The organism is Kitasatospora sp. MBT66 (assembly GCF_000710405.2).
GTDB classification, from domain to species: domain Bacteria; phylum Actinomycetota; class Actinomycetes; order Streptomycetales; family Streptomycetaceae; genus Kitasatospora; species Kitasatospora purpeofusca.
On sequence record NZ_JAIY01000010.1, the window covers coordinates 747,490 to 771,041 of the forward strand.

Annotated in this window: 19 protein-coding genes; 1 reads left to right on the forward strand and 18 read right to left on the reverse strand. The window is 72.0% G+C overall.

The features are described from left to right. Window positions 1–25 precede the first annotated feature (25 nt). The 4 genes from BI06_RS28040 to BI06_RS28055 all read right to left on the reverse strand — a co-directional run bounded on the left by BI06_RS28040 (window position 26) and on the right by BI06_RS28055 (window position 3,007). Complete coding sequence (locus BI06_RS28040) at window positions 26–487, reverse strand: GNAT family N-acetyltransferase (RefSeq protein ID WP_043472373.1); 462 nt, start codon at window positions 485–487, stop codon at window positions 26–28. A gap of 64 nt (window positions 488–551) precedes the next feature. Beyond that, complete coding sequence (locus tag BI06_RS28045; RefSeq protein ID WP_030391438.1) at window positions 552–1,490, reverse strand: RluA family pseudouridine synthase; 939 nt, start codon at window positions 1,488–1,490, stop codon at window positions 552–554. Between the two features lie 89 nt (window positions 1,491–1,579). Continuing rightward, entirely contained in the window at window positions 1,580–2,395 is an 816-nt protein-coding gene (gene lspA / locus BI06_RS28050) for a signal peptidase II (RefSeq protein ID WP_030391439.1), read from the reverse strand. Window positions 2,396–2,491: 96 nt separating this feature from the next. Beyond that, a complete protein-coding gene (locus tag BI06_RS28055) occupies window positions 2,492–3,007 on the reverse strand; it encodes a TraR/DksA family transcriptional regulator (protein WP_233290308.1) in 516 nt (171 codons plus the stop codon). A 580-nt stretch (window positions 3,008–3,587) separates the two neighbouring features. Between BI06_RS28055 and ileS the strand changes: the two genes are divergently transcribed. Continuing rightward, entirely contained in the window at window positions 3,588–6,719 is a 3,132-nt protein-coding gene (ileS, locus tag BI06_RS28060) for an isoleucine--tRNA ligase (protein WP_043472374.1), read from the forward strand. Between the two features lie 166 nt (window positions 6,720–6,885). On the opposite strand, the gene BI06_RS28065 is transcribed toward ileS, so the two are convergent. The 14 genes from BI06_RS28065 to BI06_RS28130 form a co-directional block, all read right to left on the reverse strand. Then, window positions 6,886–8,223 carry a DivIVA domain-containing protein gene (locus BI06_RS28065; RefSeq protein WP_043472375.1) on the reverse strand — a complete coding sequence of 446 codons (1,338 nt, stop codon included), beginning with the start codon at window positions 8,221–8,223 and terminating at the stop codon, window positions 6,886–6,888. Between the two features lie 59 nt (window positions 8,224–8,282). Beyond that, a complete protein-coding gene (locus tag BI06_RS28070) occupies window positions 8,283–8,564 on the reverse strand; it encodes a YggT family protein (RefSeq protein WP_030301231.1) in 282 nt (93 codons plus the stop codon). A 94-nt stretch (window positions 8,565–8,658) separates the two neighbouring features. Further along, window positions 8,659–9,261, reverse strand: a complete 603-nt coding sequence (locus tag BI06_RS28075) for a cell division protein SepF (RefSeq protein WP_030391444.1) — start codon at window positions 9,259–9,261, stop codon at window positions 8,659–8,661. 227 nt (window positions 9,262–9,488) lie between these two features. Continuing rightward, window positions 9,489–10,295, reverse strand: coding sequence for a YggS family pyridoxal phosphate-dependent enzyme (locus tag BI06_RS28080; RefSeq protein WP_082558717.1), 807 nt, complete (start codon window positions 10,293–10,295; stop codon window positions 9,489–9,491). Then, complete coding sequence (gene pgeF, locus BI06_RS28085) at window positions 10,295–11,026, reverse strand: peptidoglycan editing factor PgeF (RefSeq protein ID WP_030391446.1); 732 nt, start codon at window positions 11,024–11,026, stop codon at window positions 10,295–10,297. Before pgeF ends, BI06_RS28080 begins: the two co-directional genes overlap by 1 nt. Then, window positions 11,023–12,249, reverse strand: coding sequence for a cell division protein FtsZ (gene ftsZ, locus BI06_RS28090; protein WP_030391447.1), 1,227 nt, complete (start codon window positions 12,247–12,249; stop codon window positions 11,023–11,025). The genes pgeF and ftsZ overlap by 4 nt, the downstream gene beginning before the upstream one ends. Window positions 12,250–12,659: 410 nt before the next feature. After that, window positions 12,660–13,436 carry a cell division protein FtsQ/DivIB gene (locus tag BI06_RS28095; RefSeq protein ID WP_051741994.1) on the reverse strand — a complete coding sequence of 259 codons (777 nt, stop codon included), beginning with the start codon at window positions 13,434–13,436 and terminating at the stop codon, window positions 12,660–12,662. Beyond that, on the reverse strand, window positions 13,429–14,535 hold the full coding sequence (gene murG, locus BI06_RS28100; RefSeq protein WP_030391449.1) for an undecaprenyldiphospho-muramoylpentapeptide beta-N-acetylglucosaminyltransferase: 1,107 nt from the start codon (window positions 14,533–14,535) through the stop codon (window positions 13,429–13,431). The genes BI06_RS28095 and murG overlap by 8 nt, the downstream gene beginning before the upstream one ends. Window positions 14,536–14,541: 6 nt before the next feature. After that, window positions 14,542–15,855: a putative lipid II flippase FtsW gene (gene ftsW / locus BI06_RS28105; RefSeq protein ID WP_030391450.1), complete on the reverse strand. Its 1,314-nt coding sequence runs from the start codon at window positions 15,853–15,855 to the stop codon at window positions 14,542–14,544. Between the two features lie 136 nt (window positions 15,856–15,991). Beyond that, the gene (gene murD, locus BI06_RS28110) at window positions 15,992–17,482 is read right to left on the reverse strand and encodes a UDP-N-acetylmuramoyl-L-alanine--D-glutamate ligase (RefSeq protein ID WP_051741997.1); all 1,491 of its coding nucleotides are present in this window, start codon (window positions 17,480–17,482) and stop codon (window positions 15,992–15,994) included. After that, window positions 17,479–18,540: a phospho-N-acetylmuramoyl-pentapeptide-transferase gene (gene mraY / locus BI06_RS28115; RefSeq protein ID WP_030391452.1), complete on the reverse strand. Its 1,062-nt coding sequence runs from the start codon at window positions 18,538–18,540 to the stop codon at window positions 17,479–17,481. The genes murD and mraY overlap by 4 nt, the downstream gene beginning before the upstream one ends. After that, on the reverse strand, window positions 18,540–19,940 hold the full coding sequence (gene murF / locus BI06_RS28120; RefSeq protein WP_030391453.1) for a UDP-N-acetylmuramoyl-tripeptide--D-alanyl-D-alanine ligase: 1,401 nt from the start codon (window positions 19,938–19,940) through the stop codon (window positions 18,540–18,542). Before murF ends, mraY begins: the two co-directional genes overlap by 1 nt. Beyond that, window positions 19,937–21,598: a UDP-N-acetylmuramoyl-L-alanyl-D-glutamate--2,6-diaminopimelate ligase gene (locus BI06_RS28125; RefSeq protein ID WP_078879579.1), complete on the reverse strand. Its 1,662-nt coding sequence runs from the start codon at window positions 21,596–21,598 to the stop codon at window positions 19,937–19,939. Before BI06_RS28125 ends, murF begins: the two co-directional genes overlap by 4 nt. A gap of 6 nt (window positions 21,599–21,604) precedes the next feature. Then, on the reverse strand, window positions 21,605–23,552 hold a 1,948-nt coding region (locus BI06_RS28130), incomplete at its 5' end, for a penicillin-binding protein 2 (protein WP_082558718.1).

Here is a 23,552-nt window from a genome sequence, read left to right on the forward strand (position 1 = left end):
GCGCCCTGCCTGTCGTCCGCGGGCGCTACAGCACCCGGGTCATCGTCCGGTGCGGAATCCCGGCGTCGTCGTACACCGGTCCCTCCGCCGCGTACCCGAGGCGCTCGTAGAACCCGAGCGCCTGCACCTGGGCGTGCAGCTCCAGCTCGCGCGCCCCGCGCTCCCGCCCGGCGGCCTCGACGGCCCGCACCAGCTCGGCGCCGAGCCCGGTCCCCCGGGCGGTCTTCAGCACGGCGAGCCGACCGAGCAGCACCCGTCCGGCGACCCCGCCGGTGATCCCGAGCGCCTGCTCCCCGAAGATCAGCCGCGCCGTGCCGACGGGCTCACCCTCCGGCCCGACCGCCAACAGGTGCTCCGAGGTGGGGTCGAGGTCGTCCCACTCCAGCTCCTCGGCGATCCCCTGCTCGACGATGAAGACCTCCCGCCGGACCTCGTGCACCAGCGCGAGGTCGGCCTCTCCCTGCGCGACCCTGATCGTCACCGTCATCCCGCGTACTCCTCAGCTCTCCGACCCGACCCTGCGACCGGGCCCTGCGACCCGACCCCGCGACTCAGCTCTCCGACGCGATGATGTCCAGCGCCTTCCGCAGGTCCGCGGGGTACTCGCTGGAGAACTGCACCCACTCGCCGTCCGACGGGTGCTCGAAGCCGAGCGAGACGGCGTGCAGCCACTGCCGGGTCAGCCCGAGCCGCTTGGCCAGGGTCGGGTCGGCCCCGTAGGTGATGTCGCCGACGCAGGGGTGGCGCAGCGCGGACATGTGCACCCGGATCTGGTGGGTGCGGCCGGTCTCCAGCTTGATGTCCATCAGCGAGGCGGCCCGGTAGGCCTCGATCAGGTCGTAGTGGGTGACGGACGGCTTGCCCTCGCGGGTGACCGCCCACTTCCAGTCCGCGCTGGGGTGGCGACCGATCGGCGCGTCCACGGTGCCGCTGAGCGGGTCCGGGTGGCCCTGGACGAGCGTGTGGTACTTCTTCTCGGTCACCCGGTCGTGGAACTGCCGCTTGAGGTCGGTGTAGGCGCGCTCGGACTTGGCGACCACCATCAGCCCGGAGGTGCCGACGTCGAGCCGGTGCACGACGCCCTGGCGCTCGGCGGCGCCGGAGGTCGAGATCCGGTAGCCGGCCGCGGCCAGCCCGCCGATCACGGTGGGGCCGGTCCAGCCCGGGCTCGGGTGCGCGGCGACGCCGACCGGCTTGTCGACGAGCACGATGTCGTCGTCGTCGTGGACGATGCGCATGCCGTCGACCGGTTCGGCGACGATCTGCACCGGCGCGGCGGGGGCCGGGATCTCGACCTCCAGCCAGGAGCCGGCGGTGACCCGGTCCGACTTGCCGGCGACGGCCCCGTCGAGCGTCACCTTGCCCTCGGCGGCCAGCTCGGCGGCCTTGGTCCGGGAGAAGCCGAACATCCGGGCGAGGGCGGCGTCGAGGCGTTCGCCCTCCAGGCCGTCGGGAACGGGGAGGCTTCGGGTCTGCGCTGCGGTACTCACCCGTACGAGTATGCCGGACGCGCGGGCCCCCGCCCGCGCCATGCCCGGCGGGGAGCGGAGGCCGCCGCGCCCTGCTGGCCCTCGTCCGCCTACTGGTCCTTGTCCGCCTGCTCGCCCTTGTCCGCCTGCTGGTGCACGGTGCCGTCCGGGTTGCTGCCCCGGAAGGAGAGCAGGACGACCAGGATGCCGCCGCAGACGATCGCCGAGTCGGCGAGGTTGAAGACCGCGAAGTGCTGGACGGAGATGAAGTCGACCACGTGCCCGCGGAAGACGCCGGGCGAGCGGAACAGCCGGTCGGTCAGGTTGCCGAGCGCGCCGCCCAGCAGCAGGCCGAGCGCGATCGCCCAGGGGAGGCTGTACAGCCGCCGGGCGATCCGCCAGATCACCACGATGACCGCCGAGGCGATCATCGTGAAGACGACGGTCAGCGCCTGCCCCATGCCGAAGGCGGCGCCGGAGTTGCGGATCACCTGGAAGGTCACCACATCGCCGATCACCTTGATCGCCGAGTGGTTCTCCAGCCTGGCCACGACCAGCAGCTTGCTGCCGAAGTCGACCAGGAAGGCGAGCAGTGCGACGACCAGGAGCACGCCGATCCGCCTGCGCCCCTTCGGCTCCTCCGCCGCGGCCGGCTCGACCGGCAGCGACGCCGGGGCCGACACCGGGACCGGCGCCGGAGAGGAGACCGGGGAAGAGACCGGAGCGGACGCGGGGGCCGCGGCCGCCTCGGGGGCCTCCGGCCGGGCCGGGGCCCCGTCACCGGGCCCGGCCACGTCCCCGGCCGGGGCCACGACGTCGGCGGGCGTGGGGACTGAGTCGTCCCGCGTCTGGGGGGAACCTTGCGTACTGATGATCCGCTCCGCTGCCGTGACGTGGGGGGCCGATGGGCCGGTGGGAAACCCGATCTCCGAGGGATCATCCGACGGATCGGGCGACGTTACGGGGTCGAGCCTACGGCAAGCCCGACCCCTCCCGTCGTCCCGGTCGGCCGCCCGGAGCGGTCAGCGGCGTTCCTGCTTGGCCTTGCACTGGACGCAGAGCGTCGCCCGCGGGAAGGCCTGCATCCGTGCCTTGCCGATGGCCTGGCCGCAGGACTCGCAGGTGCCGAATCCGACGCCCTCCAGCCGGGCCAGCGCGTGCTCGGTCTGGGCGAGGCTGTCGCGGGCGTTGTTGGCCAGCGCCACCTCGCTCTCGCGCGAGATGTTCTTCGTACCGGCGTCCACCTGGTCGTCGCCGGCCCCGTCGTTGGAGTCCCGCATCAGGCCGGTGATGGCCGCCTCGGCCGCGTCGATCTCCTGCTGGAGCCGCTCCAGGTCGTTGATCAGCTCGGCATGCAGGTCTCGCACCTCCTCGGAGGTCCACGGGTCCTCGCCGGGACGGACCGGCAGCTCGGCCGGGTCGACCGACTCGGCACCGCCGGTACGGGCGGTGGCCCCGGCCCCGGCCGGGGTACGGGTGCGGCCGGGGGCCACGAGAGTGGTGTCGGTGGTGTTCTTGCGCCGTGCGGTAGTGGTCACGGTCCCCTCCCCTGGATCGCCTGCCACGGCCTTGCGTGCCCGCTTGGTGGCGGTACCCGCGACGGTTGTCTTCTCAGCCATGGCTTCGACCCCATCTACGAACGAATCGAGCCGCCGGTTCCCGGCGGCCTCCAGTGCCGGAACGATAATCCCGATCAAAAATGGTCACAACATGACATACCGACGCCTCACCATGATCCCACCCAGCCAGCCGCCACACGCGACACGCCCATCGCGCCGAACAGAGTTGTGCCCCCCGCCCCGGCGCGCCGAAACCGACTTGCGACGGCCGATACACTGGGCCTGCAAGGCGCAGATGGGGACGAGTACCGCAGTACGCAGCCACCAGCGACCCGGGGACGGTGCGAGCCCGGGGGTGTGCACCGCGCGAAGATCACCCCGGAGCCGCCGGAAGAACGGTCCGCGATCCCCTTCGTCGGCCCGCTAGACCCGGCAGCAAGCCCAAACAAGAGGGCCGCGGACACCATCGCGGCCAAGGAGGGTGGTACCGCGGGGCGGCATGCCGTCTCGTCCCTCCGTCGGATCCCGTCCATGCATCCGCCGGAGGTAGACGCCCGTTATGGCCAGCTCCTACAACCCCGTCCCCGCGCAGGTCGACCTGCCCGCCCTCGAACACCGGATCCTGTCGTTCTGGCAGGACAACAAGGTCTTCCAGCGCAGCCTGGAGCAGTCCGAGGGCCGTCCCGAGTGGGTCTTCTACGAGGGCCCGCCGACCGCCAACGGCATGCCCGGCGCCCACCACATCGAGGCCCGGGTCTTCAAGGACGTCTTCCCCCGGTACCGGACGATGAAGGGCTACCACGTCGCCCGCAAGGCCGGCTGGGACTGTCACGGCCTCCCGGTCGAGCTCGCCGTCGAGAAGGAGCTCGGCTTCTCCGGCAAGCAGGACATCGAGGCGTACGGCATCGCCGAGTTCAACGCCAAGTGCCGCGAGTCGGTGACCCGCCACACCGACGCCTTCGTCGAGCTCACCAACCGGATGGGGTACTGGGTCGACCTCGACCAGGCCTACCGCACCATGGACCCGTCCTACGTGCAGTCCGTCTGGTGGTCGCTCAAGCAGATCTTCGACAAGGGCCTGCTGGTCCAGGACCACCGGGTCGCCCCCTGGTGCCCGCGCTGCGGCACCGGCCTCTCCGACCACGAGCTGGCCCAGGGCTACGAGACCGTCGTCGACCCCTCGGTCTTCGTCCGCTTCCCGCTGACCAGCGGCCCGCTGGCCGACCGGGCCGCGCTGCTGGTCTGGACCACCACCCCGTGGACCCTGGTGTCCAACACCGCCGCCGCCGTCCACCCGGAGGTCACCTACGTGGTGGCCACCGACGGCACCGAGCAGCTGGTGGTCGCCGAGCCGCTGCTGGCCAAGGCCCTCGGCGAGGGCTGGGAGGCCACCGGCGAGTCCTTCACCGGCGCCGAGATGGAGCGCTGGGCCTACCGCCGCCCGTTCGACCTGGTCGAGATCGAGAACGCGCACTACGTCCTCAACGCCGACTACGTCACCACCGAGGACGGCACCGGCATCGTCCACCAGTCGCCCGCCTTCGGCGCCGACGACCTCGCGACCTGCCGCAAGTACGGCCTGCCGGTGGTCAACCCGGTCCTCACCGACGGCACCTTCGCCCCCGAGGTCCCGCTGGTCGGCGGCCAGTTCTTCAAGAAGGCCGACGAGGCCCTGGTCGCGGACCTCAAGGAGCGCGGCCTGCTCTTCCGCCACCTCCCGTACGAGCACAGCTACCCGCACTGCTGGCGCTGCCACACCGCGCTGCTGTACTACGCGCAGCCGTCCTGGTACATCCGCACCACCGCGGTCAAGGACGCGATGATCCGGGAGAACGAGGCCACCAACTGGTTCCCGGACAACGTCAAGCACGGGCGCTTCGGCGACTGGCTGAACAACAACATCGACTGGGCGCTCAGCCGCAACCGCTACTGGGGCACCCCGCTGCCGATCTGGCGCTGCGAGGAGAACCACCTCACCTGCGTCGGCTCGCTGGCCGAGCTGTCCGAGCTCACCGGCACCGACCAGTCCGGCCTCGACCCGCACCGCCCGTTCATCGACGAGGTGACCTTCGACTGCCGCGAGTGCGGCGGCACCTCGACCCGGGTGCCCGAGGTCATCGACGCCTGGTACGACTCGGGCTCGATGCCCTTCGCCCAGTACGGCTACCCGTACCAGAACAAGGAGCTGTTCGAGAAGCGCTACCCGGCGCAGTTCATCTCCGAGGCGATCGACCAGACCCGCGGCTGGTTCTACACCCTGATGGCCGTCGGCACCCTGGTCTTCGACAAGAGCTCGTACGAGAACGTCGTCTGCCTGGGCCACATCCTGGCCGAGGACGGCCGCAAGATGTCCAAGCACCTGGGCAACATCCTGCAGCCGATCCCGCTCATGGACCAGCACGGCGCCGACGCCGTCCGCTGGTTCATGGCCGCCGGCGGCTCGCCCTGGTCGGCCCGCCGGGTCGGCCACGGCACGATCCAGGAGGTGGTGCGCAAGACCCTCCTCACCTTCTGGAACACCGTCGCCTTCCAGGCCCTGTACGCCCGCACCTCCGGCTGGGCGCCGTCCGCGGCCGACCCGGCCCCGGCCGACCGCCCGCAGCTGGACCGCTGGGTGCTCTCCGAGCTGAACACCCTGGTCCGCGAGGTCGACGCGGCCTTCGAGGCCTACGACACCCAGCGCGCCGGCAAGCTGCTCTCCGCCTTCGTCGACGACCTCTCCAACTGGTACGTCCGCCGCGGCCGCCGCCGCTTCTGGCAGGGCGACGCCGCCGCGCTCGCCACCCTGCACGAGGCGCTGGAGACCGTCACCCGGCTGATGGCCCCGCTCACCCCGTTCATCACCGAGCAGGTCTGGCAGGACCTGGTCGTCCCGGTCGTCCCCGACGCCCCCGCCTCGGTCCACCTGGCCTCCTGGCCGCAGGCGGACGAGTCGCTGATCGACACCGACCTCTCCCGCCACATGGCGCTGGTCCGCCGGCTGGTCGAGCTGGGCCGGGCCACCCGCGCCGAGTCGGGTGTGAAGACCCGCCAGCCGCTGTCCCGCGCGCTGGTCGCCGCCCAGGGCTGGGACGAGCTGCCCGAGGACCTGCGCGCGCAGATCGCCGAGGAGCTCAACGTCTCCGCCCTGGAGTCGCTCGCGAACGTCGGCGGCTCGCTGGTCGACACCACCGCCAAGGCCAACTTCCGCGCACTGGGCAAGCGTTTCGGCAAGGGCGTGCAGGATGTCGCCAAGGCGGTCGCCGCCGCGGACGCCGCCCGGCTCGCCGCCGAGCTGCGGGCCGGGGGCACCACCTCGGTCGAGCTGAACGGCGAGACGGTGGCCCTGTCCCCGGACGAGGTGATCATCACCGAGACCCCGCGCGAGGGCTGGGCCGTCGCCAACGAGTCCGGTGCCACCGTCGCCCTGGACCTCGCGATCACCCCCGAGCTCAAGCGCCTCGGCGTCGCCCGGGACGCGATCCGCCAGATCCAGGAGGCCCGCAAGAACTCCGGCCTGGACGTCGCCGACCGGATCGTGCTGCGCTGGCGGGCGAGCAACGACGAGACCGCCGAGGCCATCGCCGAGCACGGTGCGCTGGTCGCCGAGGAGGTGCTCGCCACCGACTTCGCCGCCGGCGCCGCCGACTGGGAGTCCGACACCTTCGCCGACGAGTCCCTCGGCCTCGCCTTCCAGCTGCGCAAGGCCTGACCCACCCCGGAGCCGCCGTCGCCCACCGGGCGGCGGCGGCTCCGCCGTTCCCCGACCCGTCAGGAACGGCCCCGCACGCACGGAAGCGGCACCCCGCACACACAAAGGCGCCCCCTGCCCGACCCCGAAGGGTCGAGCAGGGGGCGCCTTTGCCGACGGCTACCGCTTAGTTGTCGCCGTCCTCGTCGATCAGGAAGCCCCGCATCGGAGCCGGCGCCTGCTGCATCGGCTGCGGCGGCTGCGGACGGACGGCCGCCATCGGCTGGGTCATCCCGGCCGGCTGCATCTGCGGCGCACCCGAGTTGCCCGCGGCCGACGGCCCGCCGAAGCTCGGCGCACCGTTCCCGCCGAAGGCGCTCTGCCCGCCGAAGGACGGCTGGCCGCCGAACGACTGCTGGCTGCCGCCGAAGCTCGGCGACGGGCTGCTCATCGCGCTCGCACCGGCCGGAGCCATCGACGACGCGGCCGGCGGCAGCGAAGCGGTGGCCGGGATCCGCGGCGGCGCGAGCGAGTCGTCCGCCTGCGACTCCAGCTGACGCAGCTGGGTCTCCAGGTAGGACTTCAGGCGCGTCCGGTACTCACGCTCGAACGCCCGCAGGTCCTCGACCTTGCGCTCCAGCGTGGCGCGGGCGGACTCCAGGGAGCCCATCGCGACGCGGTGCTTCTCCTGCGCGTCCCGCTCCAGCGCGTCGGCCTTGGCGCGGGCGTCCCGCTCCAGGCCCTCGGCGCGGCTGCGAGCCTCGCCGACGATCTTGTTGGCCTCGGAACGGGCCTCGGAGATCGCCTGGTCCGCGGTCTGCTGGGCGAGCGCCAGCACCCGGGCGGCGCTGTCGCCACCGGGGTTCTGCTGCTGCTGCATCGGGGCGCCCATCGGGCCGCCCATCTGCTGCGGGCCGCCCATGGGGCCGCCCATCTGCTGCATCTGCTGCTGGCCCATGCCCTGGCCCATCGGGTTGCCCATGCCCTGCGGGCCACCGGGGCCGCCCATCGGCTGGAGCATCTGACCGCCCATCGGCTGGACCAGCTGCTGCTGGCCGCCCATGGTCTGGCCCATCTGCTGCTGACCGGGGCCGCCCATCGGGCCGCCCTGGCCGGCGGGGAGCTGCGGGGCGCCGGACGGCAGGCCGAGCGGCTGGTTGCCCATCTGCTGCTGCTGCGGACCGGGACCCATCTGCTGCTGCTGCGGACCGCCCGGGCCCATCTGCTGCTGCGGACCGGGGCCACCCTGCTGGCCGGGAACCGGCGGGCCGGATATGGCGGCCGGTACCGGGGCGCCGGGGCGCGCGTCCTGCGGCGGCTCCTTGCGCATGTTGGCCTGGTTCTGCGCGGCGGCACGGGTCGCGGCGGCCAGCTTGGCGCGCAGGTCCTCGTTCTCGCGGAGGAGACGGGTCAGCTCCGCCTCGACCTCGTCGAGGAAGGCATCGACCTCGTCCTCGTCATAGCCTTCGCGCAGGCGGACGGTCGTGAACTGCTTGTTCCGAACGTCCTCGGGGGTCAATGGCATCTCTTCACCTCAACGTGATCGTCGGCACACCGGCATCCTGTCGCATCGCTCACCTACGACTAGGGCCGCACAAGCGAGATCAGGACATACACAATGATCATCAGTACGAAGAAGGACAGGTCGAGCGCCACGCCCCCGAGACGCAACGGCGGAATGAACCGCCGCAGAAGCTTGAGCGGCGGATCCGTGACAGTGTACGTGGCCTCCAGGACCAGGACCATGGCCTTGCCGGGCCGCCACGAACGCGCGAACTGGAAGACCCAGTCCATCACCAGCCGCACGAGCAGGAACACCAGGAAGACGGTCAGTGCGTAATAGAGCACCGCCCACACGATCTCCATCGCGCTTCCCTCTCCCCGGTTGTCGGCCCTCGGGCCGCTCTCGCCTGTCGCTAACTCACTGTCGATCAGATCCACACGTAAAGTCGTGGTCGGGTCAGCTCTGGTTGAAGAACCCACCCTCGGCGATCCGAGCCTTGTCCTCCGCCGTGACATCGACGTTAGCAGGCGACAGGAGGAACACCTTCTGCGTCACGCGCTCGATACTGCCGTGCAGACCGAAGACGAGTCCAGCGGCGAAGTCTACGAGCCGCTTGGCGTCGGTGTCGTCCATCTCGGTCAGATTCATGATCACAGGAGTCCCGCCACGGAACTGTTCCCCGATGGTACGGGCCTCGTTGTAGGTCCTCGGGTGCAGCGTGGTGATGCGGTAGGGCTCTCGTTCGTTCACTACCTTGGGCATGATCACCGGGGCGCTCTTCTCCAGGTTGTGGCGGCGTTCGGGTGTGATGGACGACACTGGTGCCATCCTCGGGGTCTCCTGGCGAATCGGGACCGCGGCCGGCACCGGCTGCGGGGTGATGGAGGAGACCGGCGCGGGCGCCGGGGAGGCCGGCCGCGGAATGTCCTCGGTCCGTCCGGTCCGGATCGGCTCGGGGTCCGCGTCGTAGTCGTCGTCGGGGTCGTACCCCTGGCCGTCGTACGTCTCGTCCTCCACGAGGCCGAGGTAGACCGCCATCTTGCGCATTGCGCCGGCCATGCTCCTGTCTCCTCCGCTTGTGGTGGACCGACTCCGTCCCGACGGCCGGGCCGAACGGCCCCGTCCGCGGATTCCGCGGTCCGCCCACGACGCTTCGTCAGGCCGACGGCCAATCAGAGTTCGTGGATGAGGGCCGCGGAGCAACGATCCACGGTTGGCTAGCGCTCCGATAAGCTGCTAGCTTCTGTCCTATTTTGTCCTGCAGTCTGATCTACTACCCGGTGACGTTACCTGAGGGGTGACCGCACTCCGAGTACCGCCGTTCCGACGCGCACATGTGTCGCTCCGGCGGCAATGGCCTGCTCCAAGTCGCCGCTCATCCCTGCCGAGACCATGGTGGCAGCCGGATGGGCCGCTCGTACTGCGGTTGCGATTTCCGCCAGCCGATCGAAGGCCGCGGCCGGATCGCCGGCCAGCGGACCCGCCAGCGGAGCGACGGTCATCACACCGTCCATGCGCAGTCCGGGCGTGTCGGCGATCGCGTCGGCCAGCGCGAGCACGTCCGCCGGGGCGACCCCGGCCCGGTGCCCGCCCTCGCCGGCCTCCTTGTCCAGCGCCACCTGCACCAGGCAGCCCAGGTCGGCGCGTTCGGCCTTGACGACCGCGGCGCCGAGCGACTCCACCAGCCGCGCCCGGTCCACCGAGTGGACGTGGTCGGCGTAGCGGACCACCGAGCGGACCTTGTTGGTCTGCAGCTGGCCGACGAAGTGCCAGTCAAGAGGAAGGTTTCTGCACTGCTCCGCCTTGGGCCCGGCGTCCTGGTCGCGGTTCTCCGCGACGTCGGTGACGCCCAGCCCGGCCAGCAGCGCGCTGTCCTCGGCGGGGTAGGTCTTGGTGACCACGATCAGCCGGACCTCGTCGCGGGCCCGCCCGGCGGCGGCGCAGGCGTCGGCGATCCGCCGCTCGACGACCTCCAGGTTGGTACCGAGTTCCTCGTACCGGGCCCGCTGGCCCTCCGTCAGCGCGTCGAGCCAGGACTTGTCCGGGAATCGGGCGGAATCGCCCGGGAACGGTCCGTAGATGTCATTCGTCATCAGTGTGAAGAGCCCAACCAGACGTAGCTCGCGAGCCGGCCTGTGCGCTGCTCGCGCCGATAGGAGTAGTGGTCGGCGGATTCGAGGGTGCAGACCGGTGACAGCACCGGCCCGGTGACGCCCGCGGCGGCCAGCTGGGCCGCGACTCCCGCCGGCACGTCCAGGGCCGGGGTCCCCCAGGAGGTGACCGCGTGGGCCTCGGGCACCCGCCCGGCGACCTCGGCCCGCAGCTGCGCGGGCACCTCGTAGCAGCGGCCGCAGACGGCGGGGCCGGTGGCGGCGGTGATCCGCGCGGGCTCGGCGCCGAGCGCCACCATCGCCCCGACCACCGCCGGCACCACACCGGCCGCGAGGCCGGGCCGTCCGGCGTGGGCCGCGCCGACCACCCCCGCGACCGGGTCCGCCAGCAGTACCGGGGTGCAGTCCGCGGTCAGCACGGCCAGCGCCAGCGGCCGGTCGGTGACCACCGCGTCGACCGTCGGGGCCTCCCCCGCCGGCTGGCGCTCCGTCACGACGGCGACGTCCGCCCCGTGCACCTGGTTCATCCACACCACGTCGGCCGGGTCGAGGCCGAGCTCGCGGGCCGCGATCGCCCGGTTCTCCAAGACGGCCGCCGGGTCGTCCCCCACCGCGCCGCCGAGGTTCAGCTCCCCGTACGGCGAAGTGCTCACCCCGCCCCACCGGGTGGTGAAGGCGAAGTGAGCACCGTCGCGGACCGCGTGGTCGATCACTTAAGGAAGTCCGGCACGTCGAGTTCCTCGGCCGGGCTCTCCACGAACGGCTGCCGGGCCGGCTGCACCTGCGGCGGCACCGGGGCGGCCGTGGTGGTGGCCGGCGACTCGGCCGAACGGGAGGAGGCGCTGTCGCCCTCCGAGCGGGAGGTGACCGAGCCGATGCCGCCGTACGAGGGCCGGCCGGCCGGACGCTCCGGGGTGCCCGAGGAGGCCGGCGGGTTGGCCGGGGCCGCGCTCGCCTTGACCACCGGGTCGCGGACGATCGCCGGCGGCTGGCCGCCGTCGAAGCCCGCCGCGATGACGGTGACCCGGACCTCGTCGCCCAGGGCGTCGTCGATGACTGCACCGAAGATGATGTTGGCCTCGGGGTGGGCCGCCTCGCTGACCAGCTGGGCGGACTCGTTGATCTCGAACAGGCCGAGGTCGGAGCCGCCGGAGATGGACAGCAGCACGCCGCGGGCGCCGTCGATCGAGGCCTCCAGCAGCGGCGAGGAGATCGCCATCACGGCGGCCGCCTTGGCACGGTCCTCACCGCGGGCCGAGCCGATGCCCATGAGCGCCGAACCGGCGTCCGACATGACGGACTTGACGTCGGCGAAGTCGAGGTTGATCAGACCCGGGGTGGTGATCAGGTCGGTGATCCCCTGGACGCCGGAGAGCAGCACCTGGTCGGCGGAGCGGAACGCGTCCAGCACGCTGACCTGGCGGTCCGAGATGGACAGCAGCCGGTCGTTGGGGATGACGATGAGGGTGTCGACCTCTTCGCGCAGGGAGGCGATGCCGTCCTCGGCCTGGTTGGCGCGACGCCGGCCCTCGAAGGTGAACGGACGGGTGACCACGCCGATGGTCAGCGCGCCCAGCGAGCGGGCGATGTTGGCGACCACCGGCGCGCCGCCCGTGCCGGTGCCGCCGCCCTCGCCGGCGGTGACGAAGACCATGTCGGCCCCCTTGAGGACCTCCTCGATCTCCTCGCGGTGGTCCTCGGCGGCCTTCCGGCCGACCTCGGGGTTGGCGCCGGCGCCGAGGCCCCGGGTGAGTTCACGGCCCACATCGAGCTTGACGTCGGCGTCGCTCATGAGGAGGGCCTGCGCATCGGTGTTGATCGCGATGAACTCGACGCCCTTGAGACCGACCTCGATCATCCGGTTGATGGCGTTGACACCACCGCCGCCGATACCGACGACCTTGATGACTGCGAGGTAGTTCTGCGGTGCTGCCACGTCGAAGGCCTCTCGCCTCGAATTTCCAGGTCGGCCCGAATGCCCGATCAGGGCCGGACCGACGGATGTCGATGGGTAGGGAGCCTGGTTCCTGACGTAATGTCCGAAATGCCGACCGCCGACCCCAACCCTAAACTTGACCTTTAGGGTTAGTGCTGTGCCTCTGTCACATCACCAGGGAACACAGTCTGGTGAGACAGGACACTAGGTGGCTCCGGCCACGTGTTTCAACGAACACGCCGAGCTTCCCTTTTTCTTTTGAGCCTATGTGATCATCGACCGGCGGATGACACCGGGGTGACCACCAAGGGTCGGGCCGACACGAAGCCGCGTCAACCCCGCCCGCGGCCCGCCGCCGTCCTTCCGAACGGCGCGCTCCACGTGCACCCTTGGGCACAGAACCTACCGGATCATCCGGACACCGCAGGCGCGTCCGGAGCGCTCACGTCGAAGTTCGTACCCTTCTGACGCAGCAGCGCCACCAGCACCCGGGCTTTGCGATCCGTCTGCTCGGGGCTCCCCCAGCGCACCGTCGCACCCCCGGCCAACTGCAGCTGGATGTCGTCGAACGAATGCACAAGAACGGCCCCGGCCCGCTGCCGGACCTCCTCCGGCAGCCCCGCCGCCACCGCCACCGCGCCCTCGACCAGCTGCGTCCGGCCGATCACCGACTCGGTGTCCAGCGCCTGCTGGCTGAGCCTCAGCTCCACCACCGGCACCCCGGACGGGGCGGCCGGCTCGGTGGCGAAACTCACCCCGCCCGCGTCGACCTGGGTGAAGCGGCCGTCCTCGCCCTTCACCGCGGCGACCGCGGTGCGCTGGGTGACCTTCACCCGGAGGGTGTTCGGCCAGCCCCGCCAGACCTCCGCCCCGGCCACCCGGGGGATCGCCTCCACCCGCGCGCGGGCGTCGTCGAGGTCCACCCGGGCCAGCGGCCCCGAACCGACCCCGCCGATCGCCGTCCTGACCTCGTCGGCCGTCAGCCGCTCGTCCTGGAGGCCCTGCACCGCGACGGAGCGCACCTCCAGCACCGAGGAGAAGAAGACCAGCCAGGACAGCACCCCGAACAGCAGCGCGACCAGGGCGCCCAGCACCACCACACCCCGCCGGGAGAGCCGAAGCCGAGGAGCGTGCTCCTCGGCCTCGAACTCCTCGTCCAGGGGGTCGGCGAGCCGGGCGTCAGCCACGACGGCGGCCGCCCCGGGCAGCCTCGATGGCCTCGTAGACCATGCCGACGAGCAGCTCGTCGGCGTCCCGGCGGCCGAACTCGGCGGCCGACCGGCTCATGTCCCACAGCCGCTGCGGGTCCGTCAGCACCGGCAGCACGTTCTGCAGCACCCAGTCGGGGTTCAGCTCGGCGTCGTCGACCAGCAGGCCGCCGCCGGCCTTCACCATCGGCTGGGCGTTCAGCCGCTGCTCGCCGTTGCCGATCGGCAGCGGCACGAAGGCGGCCGGCAGGCCGACCGCGGCCAGCTCGGCCACCGTCATGGCGCCGGCCCGGCAGAGCATCATGTCGGCCGCCGCGTAGGCGAGGTCCATCCGGTCCAGGTACGGCACCGCGCGGTACGGCGGCATCCCCGGGATGTCGTCCACCTGGGGCAGCTCGTTCTTCGGGCCGACCGCGTGCAGGATCTGCACCCCGTACTGCTGGAGCCGGGGGGCGATCGCGGTGATCGTCTCGTTCAGCCGGCGGGCGCCCTGCGAGCCGCCGGTGACCAGCAGCGTGGGCAGCCGCTGGTCGAGGCCGAAGTAGTGCCTCGCTTCGGGCCGGGCCGCGTTCCGGTCCAGGGTAGCGATGGTCCGGCGCAGCGGGATGCCGATGTACCGGGAGTCGCGCAGCTTGCTGTCCGGCGTGGAGACGGCGACGAAGTCGCTGTACCGGGCGCCGATCTTGTTGGCCAGGCCGGGCCGGGCGTTGGCCTCGTGCACCACGATCGGCACGCCGGCCCGCTTGGCGGCCAGGTAGGCGGGCATCGCGACGTAGCCGCCGAAGCCGACCACGGCGTCCGCCTTCACCCGCTCGATGATCTCCTGGGCGGCCCGGACGGTGCCGCGCAGCCGGCCGGGTACGGTGATCAGCTCGGGGGTGGGCTTGCGGGGCAGGGGGACGGCCGGGATCAGCTCCAGCTGGTAGCCGCGCTCGGGGACCAACCGGGTCTCCAGGCCGCGCTCGGTGCCGAGGGCGGTGATCCCGACGGACGGGTCGTGCCTGCGGAGGGCGTCCGCGAGGGCCATGGCCGGCTCGATGTGACCGGCGGTCCCCCCGCCGGCGAGTACGACATGCACCGAAATTCACCGCTCCCTGCGTGCCGGTCCTGGGACCGGGCGCGCTGTGGTTCGTCGTCGTGGCAGCACCCGGGCCAGCTGCTTCCTGATCCGGGAGTTCTTGCTCCGGGCGGCCAGGGCCGCCTTCGCTCCCGAGCTGCTGCGTGCCAGGCAGAGCAGCACCCCGATCGCGGACATGGCCGACAGCATGGCGGAACCGCCGTAGGAGAACAGCGGGAGCGGGACGCCCGCGATGGGCAGCAGTCCCAGCGCCGACCCCAGGTTGATCACGGCCTGAGCCATGATCCAGGTGGTGGCGGCCCCCGCGGCGTACCTGACGAAGGGATCCCTCGTACCGATGGCCACACGGATACCCGCGTAGCCTAGTGCCGCGAAGAGACCGATCACCGACAGCGTCCCCACCAGACCCAGTTCCTCGCCGGTGGTGGCGAAGATGAAGTCGGTGTGCGCCTCCGGGAGCTGGCCCCATTTCTCGACGCCGGCGCCGAGTCCGGAGCCGAACAGGCCCCCGAGGCCGAACGAGTAGACGCCGTGCAGGGCCTGGAAGCAGGAGCCGGCCGGGTCGAGCTTGGTCACCCCGATGCAGGAGAGCCGCTCGGCCCGGTGCGGGACGGTGACCACCAGCGCGGTGCAGACGACCACGGCCACGCCGAGGGTGGCGACGAACAGCCGCAGCGGCGCGCCGACCATCCAGAGCAGCCCGAACAGCATGGCGACCAGGATCATCGTGGTGCCCATGTCGCCGCCGAGCATGATCAGCATCAGCAGCAGCAGGGTGCCGGGCACCAGCGGGATCAGCAGGTGCTTCCACTCGCCGAGGGTGCCGGTCTTCTGCTTGCGCGCGAGCAGGTCGGCGCCCCAGAGGACGAGGGCGAGCTTGGCGAACTCGGAGGGCTGGAACTGGAACACGCCGAAATCCAGCCAGTTCCGGTTGCCGTTGACCTCCATGCCGATGCCGGGGATCGCCACCAGCGCCATGGCCCCGATCACCGCGAGCATCACCGGGTAGACGATCACCCGCAGCACGGCCACCGGGACGAGGGCGAAGCCGAGCAGCAGCGCGAAGCCGAGCACCACCGCGAGCAGCTGCTTGTAGAAGTAGAACTGGGTCGAGCGGTGCTGGCCCAGCGCGAGGATCTGCGAGGCCGAGAAGACCATCATCAGACCGAGCACGACCAGCAGCAGCGCCGTGCCGGCGATCAGCAGGTACGGCGTCAGCGGCCGGTCCAGGGTGTACCGCGCGCGGGCCCGGAAGGCCTGCAGGCGGGCCAGCGGACCGGCCGACTTGTAGGCGGTGGTGGTGGCCGAGATCACCCGCAGGGGTTCGGCCGGGCGGCCCTTCTCCGGCGCGCTCGAACCGCCCGCCCTGCCGCTCCCGGCCACAACGCTCCCCTTGTTTCGTGCCTCGTCGGCCTCCGGCGGGCGCGGCGACGGCGGCCGGAGGCCGTCCGTCCCGCTACTGGTCCCCGTCCGCCAGCTCCCGGACGGACGCAGCGAAGAGGTCTCCGCGCTCGCCGTAGTTGGTGAACATGTCCATCGAGGCACAGGCCGGGGCCAACAGCACCGTGTCACCCGTTCGGGCGAGCGAAGCGGCCGCGCGGACCACCTCGGTCATCGCCACCGCGCCAGTCTGGCCCTCGGCCGCCTCGATCACCGGGACATCCGGCGCGTGTCGCGCCAGCGCCTCCCGGATCAGCGCGCGGTCCTCGCCGATCAGTACGGCGGCCCGCAGCCGGTCGGCCGCGCCCCGCACCAGGTCGTCGAACTCCGCGCCCTTGGCCAGGCCGCCGGCGATCCAGACCACCGGCCGGTACGCGGCCAGCGAGGCCGCGGCGGCGTGGGTGTTGGTCGCCTTGGAGTCGTCGATCCAGGTGACCCCGTCGACCACGGCGACCTCGGCGATCCGGTGCGCGTCCGGGCGGAAGGCCCGCAGGCCCTCGCGGACCGCCTTCGGCTCCACGCCGTAGGCGCGGGCCAGCGCGGCGGCGGCCAGCGCGTTGCTGATGTTGTGCGGGGCCGGCGGGCTGACGTCCTCGACCGAGCCGAGCTCGGCCGCGTTCTTGGCCCGGTCGGCCACGAACGCCCGGTCCACCAGCAGGCCGTCGACCACGCCGAGGTTCGACAGGGCGGGTGCGCCGAGGCCGAAGCCGACCGCCCGGCAGCCCTCCTCGACGTCGGCCTCGCGGACCAGCGCCTCGGTGGCCGGGTCGGCCAGGTTGTACACGCAGGCGACGGTGTTGCCCTGGTAGATCCGGCCCTTGTCGGCGGCGTACGCCTCCATCGAGCCGTGCCAGTCCAGGTGGTCGGGGGCCAGGTTGAGCACGGCCGCCGAGTGCGGGCGCAGCGAGGACGCCCAGTGCAGCTGGTAGCTGGAGAGCTCGACGGCGAGCACGTCGTAGGGCTCCTCGGCGAGCACCGCGTCCAGCACCGAGACGCCGACGTTGCCGACGGCGGCGGTGCGCCGGCCCGCGGCGGTCAGGATCGAGGCGAGCATCTGGACCGTGGTGGTCTTGCCGTTGGTGCCGGTGACCGCCAGCCAGGGGGCCGGTTCGCCGGTGGCGGGGTGCGGCCGGCGCAGCCGCCAGGCCAGCTCGACGTCGCCCCAGATCTCCAGGCCGGCCCGCTCGGCGGCCTCGAACAGCGGGCTGCTCGGCGGCCAGCCGGGCGAGGTGACGACCAGCCGGGTGCCCTCGGGCAGGGGGTCGCCGTCGCCGAGGCGGACGGTGACGCCGAGCGTCTCCAGTTCGGCGGCGCGGGCCCTCAGGCCCTCGCCGGAGCCGCCGTCGACGACCGTGACCAGGGCGCCGAGGCCGTGCAGGACCCGGGCGGCGCTGATGCCGGAGACGCCGAGCCCGGCGACGGTGACCGGCAGGCCGGTCCAGTCGGGCAGATCAGGCAGGTCGGGCAGATCGGTGTCCGGGCGGCCGGGCCGGTCGGAGTCGGTCATCCGGTCACCCATCCCGCGTAGAAGAGGCCGAGGCCGACGGCCACGCACAGGCCCTGGATGATCCAGAACCGGACCACGACCAGGACCTCGCTCCAGCCCTTGAGTTCGAAGTGGTGCTGCAGCGGGGCCATCTTGAAGACGCGCTTGCCGGTCATCCGGAACGAGCCGACCTGGATGATCACCGAGAGGGTGATGATCACGAAGAGGCCGCCCAGCAGGACGAGCAGGATCTCGGTGCGCGAGCAGATCGCCAGACCGGCCAGCGCGCCGCCGAGGGCCAGCGAGCCGGTGTCGCCCATGAAGATCTTGGCGGGCGAGGTGTTCCACCAGAGGAAGCCGAAGCAGGAGCCCATCAGGGCGGCGGCGACCACCGCGAGGTCCAGCGGGTCGCGGACGTCGTAGCAGTTGGCGGTGGCCGAGGAGACGTAGGCGCAGCTCTGGCCGTACTCCCAGACGCCGATGAAGGTGTAGGCGCCGAAGGCCATCACCGAGGCACCGGTGGCCAGGCCGTCCAGACCGTCCGTCAGGTTGACGCCGTTGGAGGTCGCGGCGATCAGGAAGTACGCGAAGATGACGAACAGGACCGGGCCGACGGCCCACTCGAAGTCCCGGACGAAGGAGAGGTGCTCCGAGGCCGGGGTACGGCCGGCGTTGTCGGGGAACTGCAGGGCCAGCACCGCGAACGCCAGGCCGACGATGGACTGGCCGGCCAGCTTGGCCTTGGCCCGCAGGCCCAGGGAGCGGCGCTTGACGACCTTGATGTAGTCGTCGAGGAAGCCGACCAGGCCCAGACCGGTCGTCAGGAACAGCACCAGCAGGCCGGAGGCGGTCGGGCTCTCGCGCGTTATCGCCTTGGTGGCGAAGTAGGCGATCAGGGTCGCCAGGATGAACGCGATGCCGCCCATGGTGGGCGTGCCCTTCTTGCTGTGGTGCGCCTTGGGGCCGTCGTCGCGGATGTACTGGCCGTAGCCCTGCCGGGCGAGCAGCTTGATCAGCGCGGGGGTACCGGCCAGCGACAGGATCAGACCGATCATGCCGGAGAAGAGGATCTGCTTCATTACTCGGCCGCACCGTCCGCGAGGAGGGCCTCGGCCACCTTCTCCAGCCCCACCGAACGGGACGCCTTCACCAGCACCACATCCCCCGGCCGCAGCTGACTGCGCAGCAGTTCGACCGCCGCGTCCGCGTCGGACACCAGCACCGACTCCTCACCCCACGAACCTTCGTTCCTCGCGCCCAGTTCCATGCAGGCCGCCTCGCGTCCGCCGACCGCCACCAGCTTGGTGACGTCGAGCCGGACCGCGAGCCGCCCGATGGCGTCGTGCTCGGCCAGGCTGTCCTCGCCGAGCTCCCGCATCTCGCCGAGCACCGCCCAGGTGCGGCGGCGCTCCGGGCCGCGCCCACCCATCGAGATCAGCGCCCGCAGCGCGGCCCGCATCGAGTCGGGGTTCGCGTTGTAGGCGTCGTTGACGACGGTGACACCATCGGCCCGGTCGACGACCTCCATGCGCCAGCGGGACAGCGCACCCGCCTCGCTCAGTGCTTCGGCGGTGTCGTCGACGGTCATCCCGAGCTCCGTCGCCACCGCTGCGGCGGCGAGGGCGTTCGAGACGTGGTGCTCACCGTACAGGCGCAGCTGCACGGGTGCGGAACCGGCCGGGGTGCTCAGCGTGAACGATGGACGTCCGGTGGAGTCGAGGCGAACATCCTGTGCCCGGACGTCGGCCTCGGCGGACTCGCCGAAGTACACCACCCGGGCCTTCGTCCGGGAGGCCATCGCGCGCACCAGGCGGTCGTCCGCGTTGAGGATCGCGACGCCGTCGGCGGGCAGGGCCTCGACCAGCTCGCCCTTGGCCTCGGCGATCGCCTCCTGGGAGCCGAACTCGCCGACGTGGGCGGTGCCGACGTTGAGCACCAGGCCGATCCGGGGCGGGGTGATCGAGGTGAGGTACTCGATGTCGCCCTTGTGCCGGGCACCCATCTCCAGCACCAGGTGCCGGGTGGTGTCCTCGACCCGCAGGGCGGTCATCGGGTGGCCGATCTCGTTGTTGAGCGAGCCCGGCGGGTAGACGGTGTCGCCCAGGCGCTGGAGCAGCTGGGCGATGAGGTCCTTGGTGCTGGTCTTGCCGGCCGAGCCGGTCAGCGCGACCACTGCGGCGTCGGCGCGGCCGACGACGGCGCGGGCGAGCTTGCCGAGCGCGTCCACCACGCTGTCGACCAGGACGGTCGGGCCGCCGACCGGGCGGGAGGCCAGCACCGCGACGGCGCCGGCCGCGAGCGCCCGGTCCGCGTAGTCGTGGCCGTCCACGTTCTCGCCGGCGAAGGCCGCGAAGAGCCCGCCGGGGCGGACCTTGCGGGAGTCGACCTCGACCGGGGCGGTCACCAGGGCGTCCGGGTCGGCGTCGGTCAGGGTTCCCCCGACTGCGGCGGCCACCTCGGCGAGGGTCAGTGCGATCACGGCTGGTCCACTCCTCGGGTGCCCTGGCTGCCCTGCGCGGCCGTGGTCCGCACGATGGATTCGCGCAGCACCTCCCGGTCGTCGAAGGGGCGGATCTCGTCTCGTACGTACTGGCCGAGCTCGTGGCCCTTGCCCGCCACCAGCACGGTGTCACCGGCCTGGGCCCGGGCGACCGCGAGCTCGATCGCCTCGGCGCGGTCCGGCACGACCAGCACGGCGCCGCGCTCGGCCTCGGGCACTGCGGCGGCGCCGTTCAGCATGCTGGCGAGGATCGCCAGCGGGTCCTCGCTGCGCGGGTTGTCACTGGTCAGGACGGCGGTGTCGGCGAGCCGGGCGGCGATGCCGCCCATCGGGGCGCGCTTGTGCGGGTCGCGGTCGCCGCCGCAGCCGACCACCACGTGCAGCCGGCCCTTGGTGACCTCGCGCAGCGAGCCGAGGACGGCCTCCAGGGCGTCCGGCTTGTGGGCGTAGTCGACCACCGCGACGTACGGCTGTCCGGCGTCCACCCGCTCCAGCCGGCCGGGCACCCCGGGGACGGCGGCGACACCGGCCACGGCCGACTCCAGCGGGAGTCCGGCGGTGGCCAGCAGCACGATCGCGGCCAGCGCGTTGGCGACGTTGAAGGGGCCGGGCAGCGGGACGGCGGCGTCGGCCTCGACACCGCCGGGGCCGAGCACCCGGAAGGTCGAGCCGACCGGGCCGAGCTGGACGTCGACCGCGCGCCAGTCCGCCTCCGGGGCGCCGGTGGCGGAGAAGGTGGCGACCGGGATCTTGGCCTCGGCAGCGAGCCGGCGGCCGTAGGCGTCGTCCAGGTTGACCACGCCGGCGCGGGACTTGCCGGGCTGGAAGAGCCGGGCCTTCGCCTGGAAGTAGTCCTCCATGTCCGGGTGGAAGTCGAGGTGCTCGGGGGTCAGGTTGTTGAACAGCGCGACGTCGTAGACCACGCCGTCGGTGCGGCCGTAGACCAGGGCGTGGCTGGAGACCTCCATGGTCACCGCGTCCGCGCCGCGCTCGCCCATCACGGCGAGGATCGCGTGCAGGTCGGTGGCCTCGGGGGTGGTGCGCTCGCTCTTGATCCGCTCGTCGCCGACCCGCATCTCCACGGTCCCGATCACCCCGGGGTGGCGCCCGGCGCCGCGCAGGCCGCCCTCGACCAGGTACGAGGTGGTGGTCTTGCCGTTGGTGCCGGTGAGTCCGATCATCAGCAGCCGCTCGGAGGGGCGGTCGTAGACGGCCGCGGCGAGCTCGCCCATCCGGGCCCGGGGCCGGTCGACGACCAGCAGCGGCAGACCGGTGCCGGCCGCCAGCTCGGCGCCCGCCGGGTCGGTGAGCACCGCGACGGCGCCGGCTCCGGCGGCCTGTCCGGCGAAGGCCGCGCCGTGGTGGTTGGCCCCCGGGAACGCCACGTAGAGGTCACCGGGGCGGACCTCGCGGGCGTTGTGGGTGACGCCGGTGACCTCGGGCCCCTCGACGGGATCCAGGCCCAGCAGACGGGCGACCTCGGCGAGCGTCCGGGCGCCGGTCCGCGTGGGGCGGGGCGGGCTCACGGTGTTTTGATCGGGTTTCGGCACGGCGGAGAGGCTATCCGCCGAAGGGTGTCCAGGGCCAAACCGGCCCTTTTGCACACCGGCGGCCGCACCCGCCAGGTCGTTGTCCATGGTCGATCACGGCTTCCACTCGACGGGCAGGTTGGGCGCCTCGCTCCCGCTCGGCGGGACCTGGAGGGTCTTGAGGGTGAACTCCATCACCTGCTTGAACACCGGGCCGCACAGCTGGCCGCCGAAGTGGCCGTTGACCGGGTCCTGGATCACGCAGGAGACGGTGACCCGGGGCTGGTCGGCGGGCGCGAAACCGATGAAGGAGGCGGTGTACCCGCGGTATCCGCCGTTCTTCGGGTCCACCCGGTTGGCGGTGCCGGTCTTGCCGGCGACCCGGTAACCCGGGATCGCGGCCTTGCCACCGGTGCCCTGCTCGTCGGAGACGACCGATTCCAGCATCTCGGTGAGGGTCTTCGCGGTCTGCTCGCTCACCACCCGGGACTGCGCGCCCGCCGGGGCCGGCGTGTACTTGCCGTCCGGCGCGGTGGTGCCCTGGACCACGCTGGGCGCCACCCGGACACCGCCGTTGGCGATGGTGGAGAACACCGAGGTGGCCTGGAGCGCGTTGACCGACAGGCCCTGGCCGAACGGGATGGTGTACTGCTTGGACGCCTTCCAGTCCTCCGGCTTGTCGAGCAGTCCGGCGGTCTCGCCGGGGAAGGCCAGACCGGTCTGCTGGCCGATGCCGAACTTCCGCAGGTAGTCGTAGAGGACCCGGTTGGCCTCGGGCTGGGTGGCGCCGAGGGTCTGGGCGGCCTCGATGGTGCCGATGTTGGAGGACTTGGCGAGCACGCCGGCCAGGGTCAGGTACCAGGTGTCGTGCTCGACGTCGTCCTTGAACGCCACGTCGCCGCGCACCAGCGGGTACGGCACGGTGACCTTGGTGTCCCAGGTGGCCTTGCCGGTGTCCAGGACGGCCGCCATGGTCATCAGCTTGGCGGTGGAGCCGGGCTCGTAGGCGTCCTGCAGGGCGGCGTTGCCGAGCTGCGAGTTCTTGGCCGTGCTCAGGTCGTTCGGGTTGAAGCCGGGCGAGGTCGCCATCGCCAGGACCTGGCCGTTCTTGACGTCCTGGACGATCACATAGCCCTTCTCCGCCCCGGCGTTGGCGACCTGGTCGGTGATGGCGCGCTGGGCCGCCCACTGGATGTCCCGGTTGACGGTCAGCCGCAGGTCGGTGCCGGGCACGGCGGGCTCCAGCGAGCCGCCCGCGGTCGGCACCAGCCGGCCGCCGGCCTGGGCGTAGCTGCTGTGGCCCTCCTTGCCGGCCAGCTGGTTCTGGAACTGCTGCTCCAGGCCGCCCGCGCCCTCGCCCTCGGCGTTGACGAAGCCCACCAGGTTCGCGGCCAGCCCGTCGGAGGGGTAGACCCGCTTCTGGGTGTCCCGGTTGAAGACGCCGGCCAGCGGATTGACGCACTCGTTGTCGACCCGGGTCCGGCCGCCCTCGTCGACGGGCTTGTTCAGCAGCCGCTTCTGGGCCTGGCAGGCACGCGAGCCGGCCTGCTTCTCCAGGCTGGACTTGAGGTCGGTGATCTGGTTCTTGACGTCCGGGGTCTGCTGGGCGGCGAGCCGCTTGTAGCGGGTCTTCGGCGTGCGCAGATCGGCGGCGATCTTCTCCTTGGGCACGCCGAGGATCGGCGCCAGCAGGGCGGCGGCCTGCTCGGGGGCGTCGGGCAGGCCGGTCGCCCCGGGGGTGAACATCGCCGGGTCGGCGGTGATGTCGTAGGCGTCCACGGTGGTGGCCAGCGCGACGCCGTCGGAGGACGTTATCGAGCCGCGCTCGGCGGTGATCGGGATGTTCAGGTAGCGGTTGGTGTTGGCGTCGGAGGCCAGCGCGTCCGAGTCCAGCAGCTGGAGCTGGACCAGCCGCCCGGCGAAGACCGAGAACACCACCGACAGCACGACGGTGATCACCCGCAGCCGGCGGCGCGGATCGGCCAGCCGGATCCCCCGGGAGGCCGGACGGCGCTGCGGGGGGCGGCGGCGCGGCGGCGCACCGGCCGCCGGGCGCCCCTCG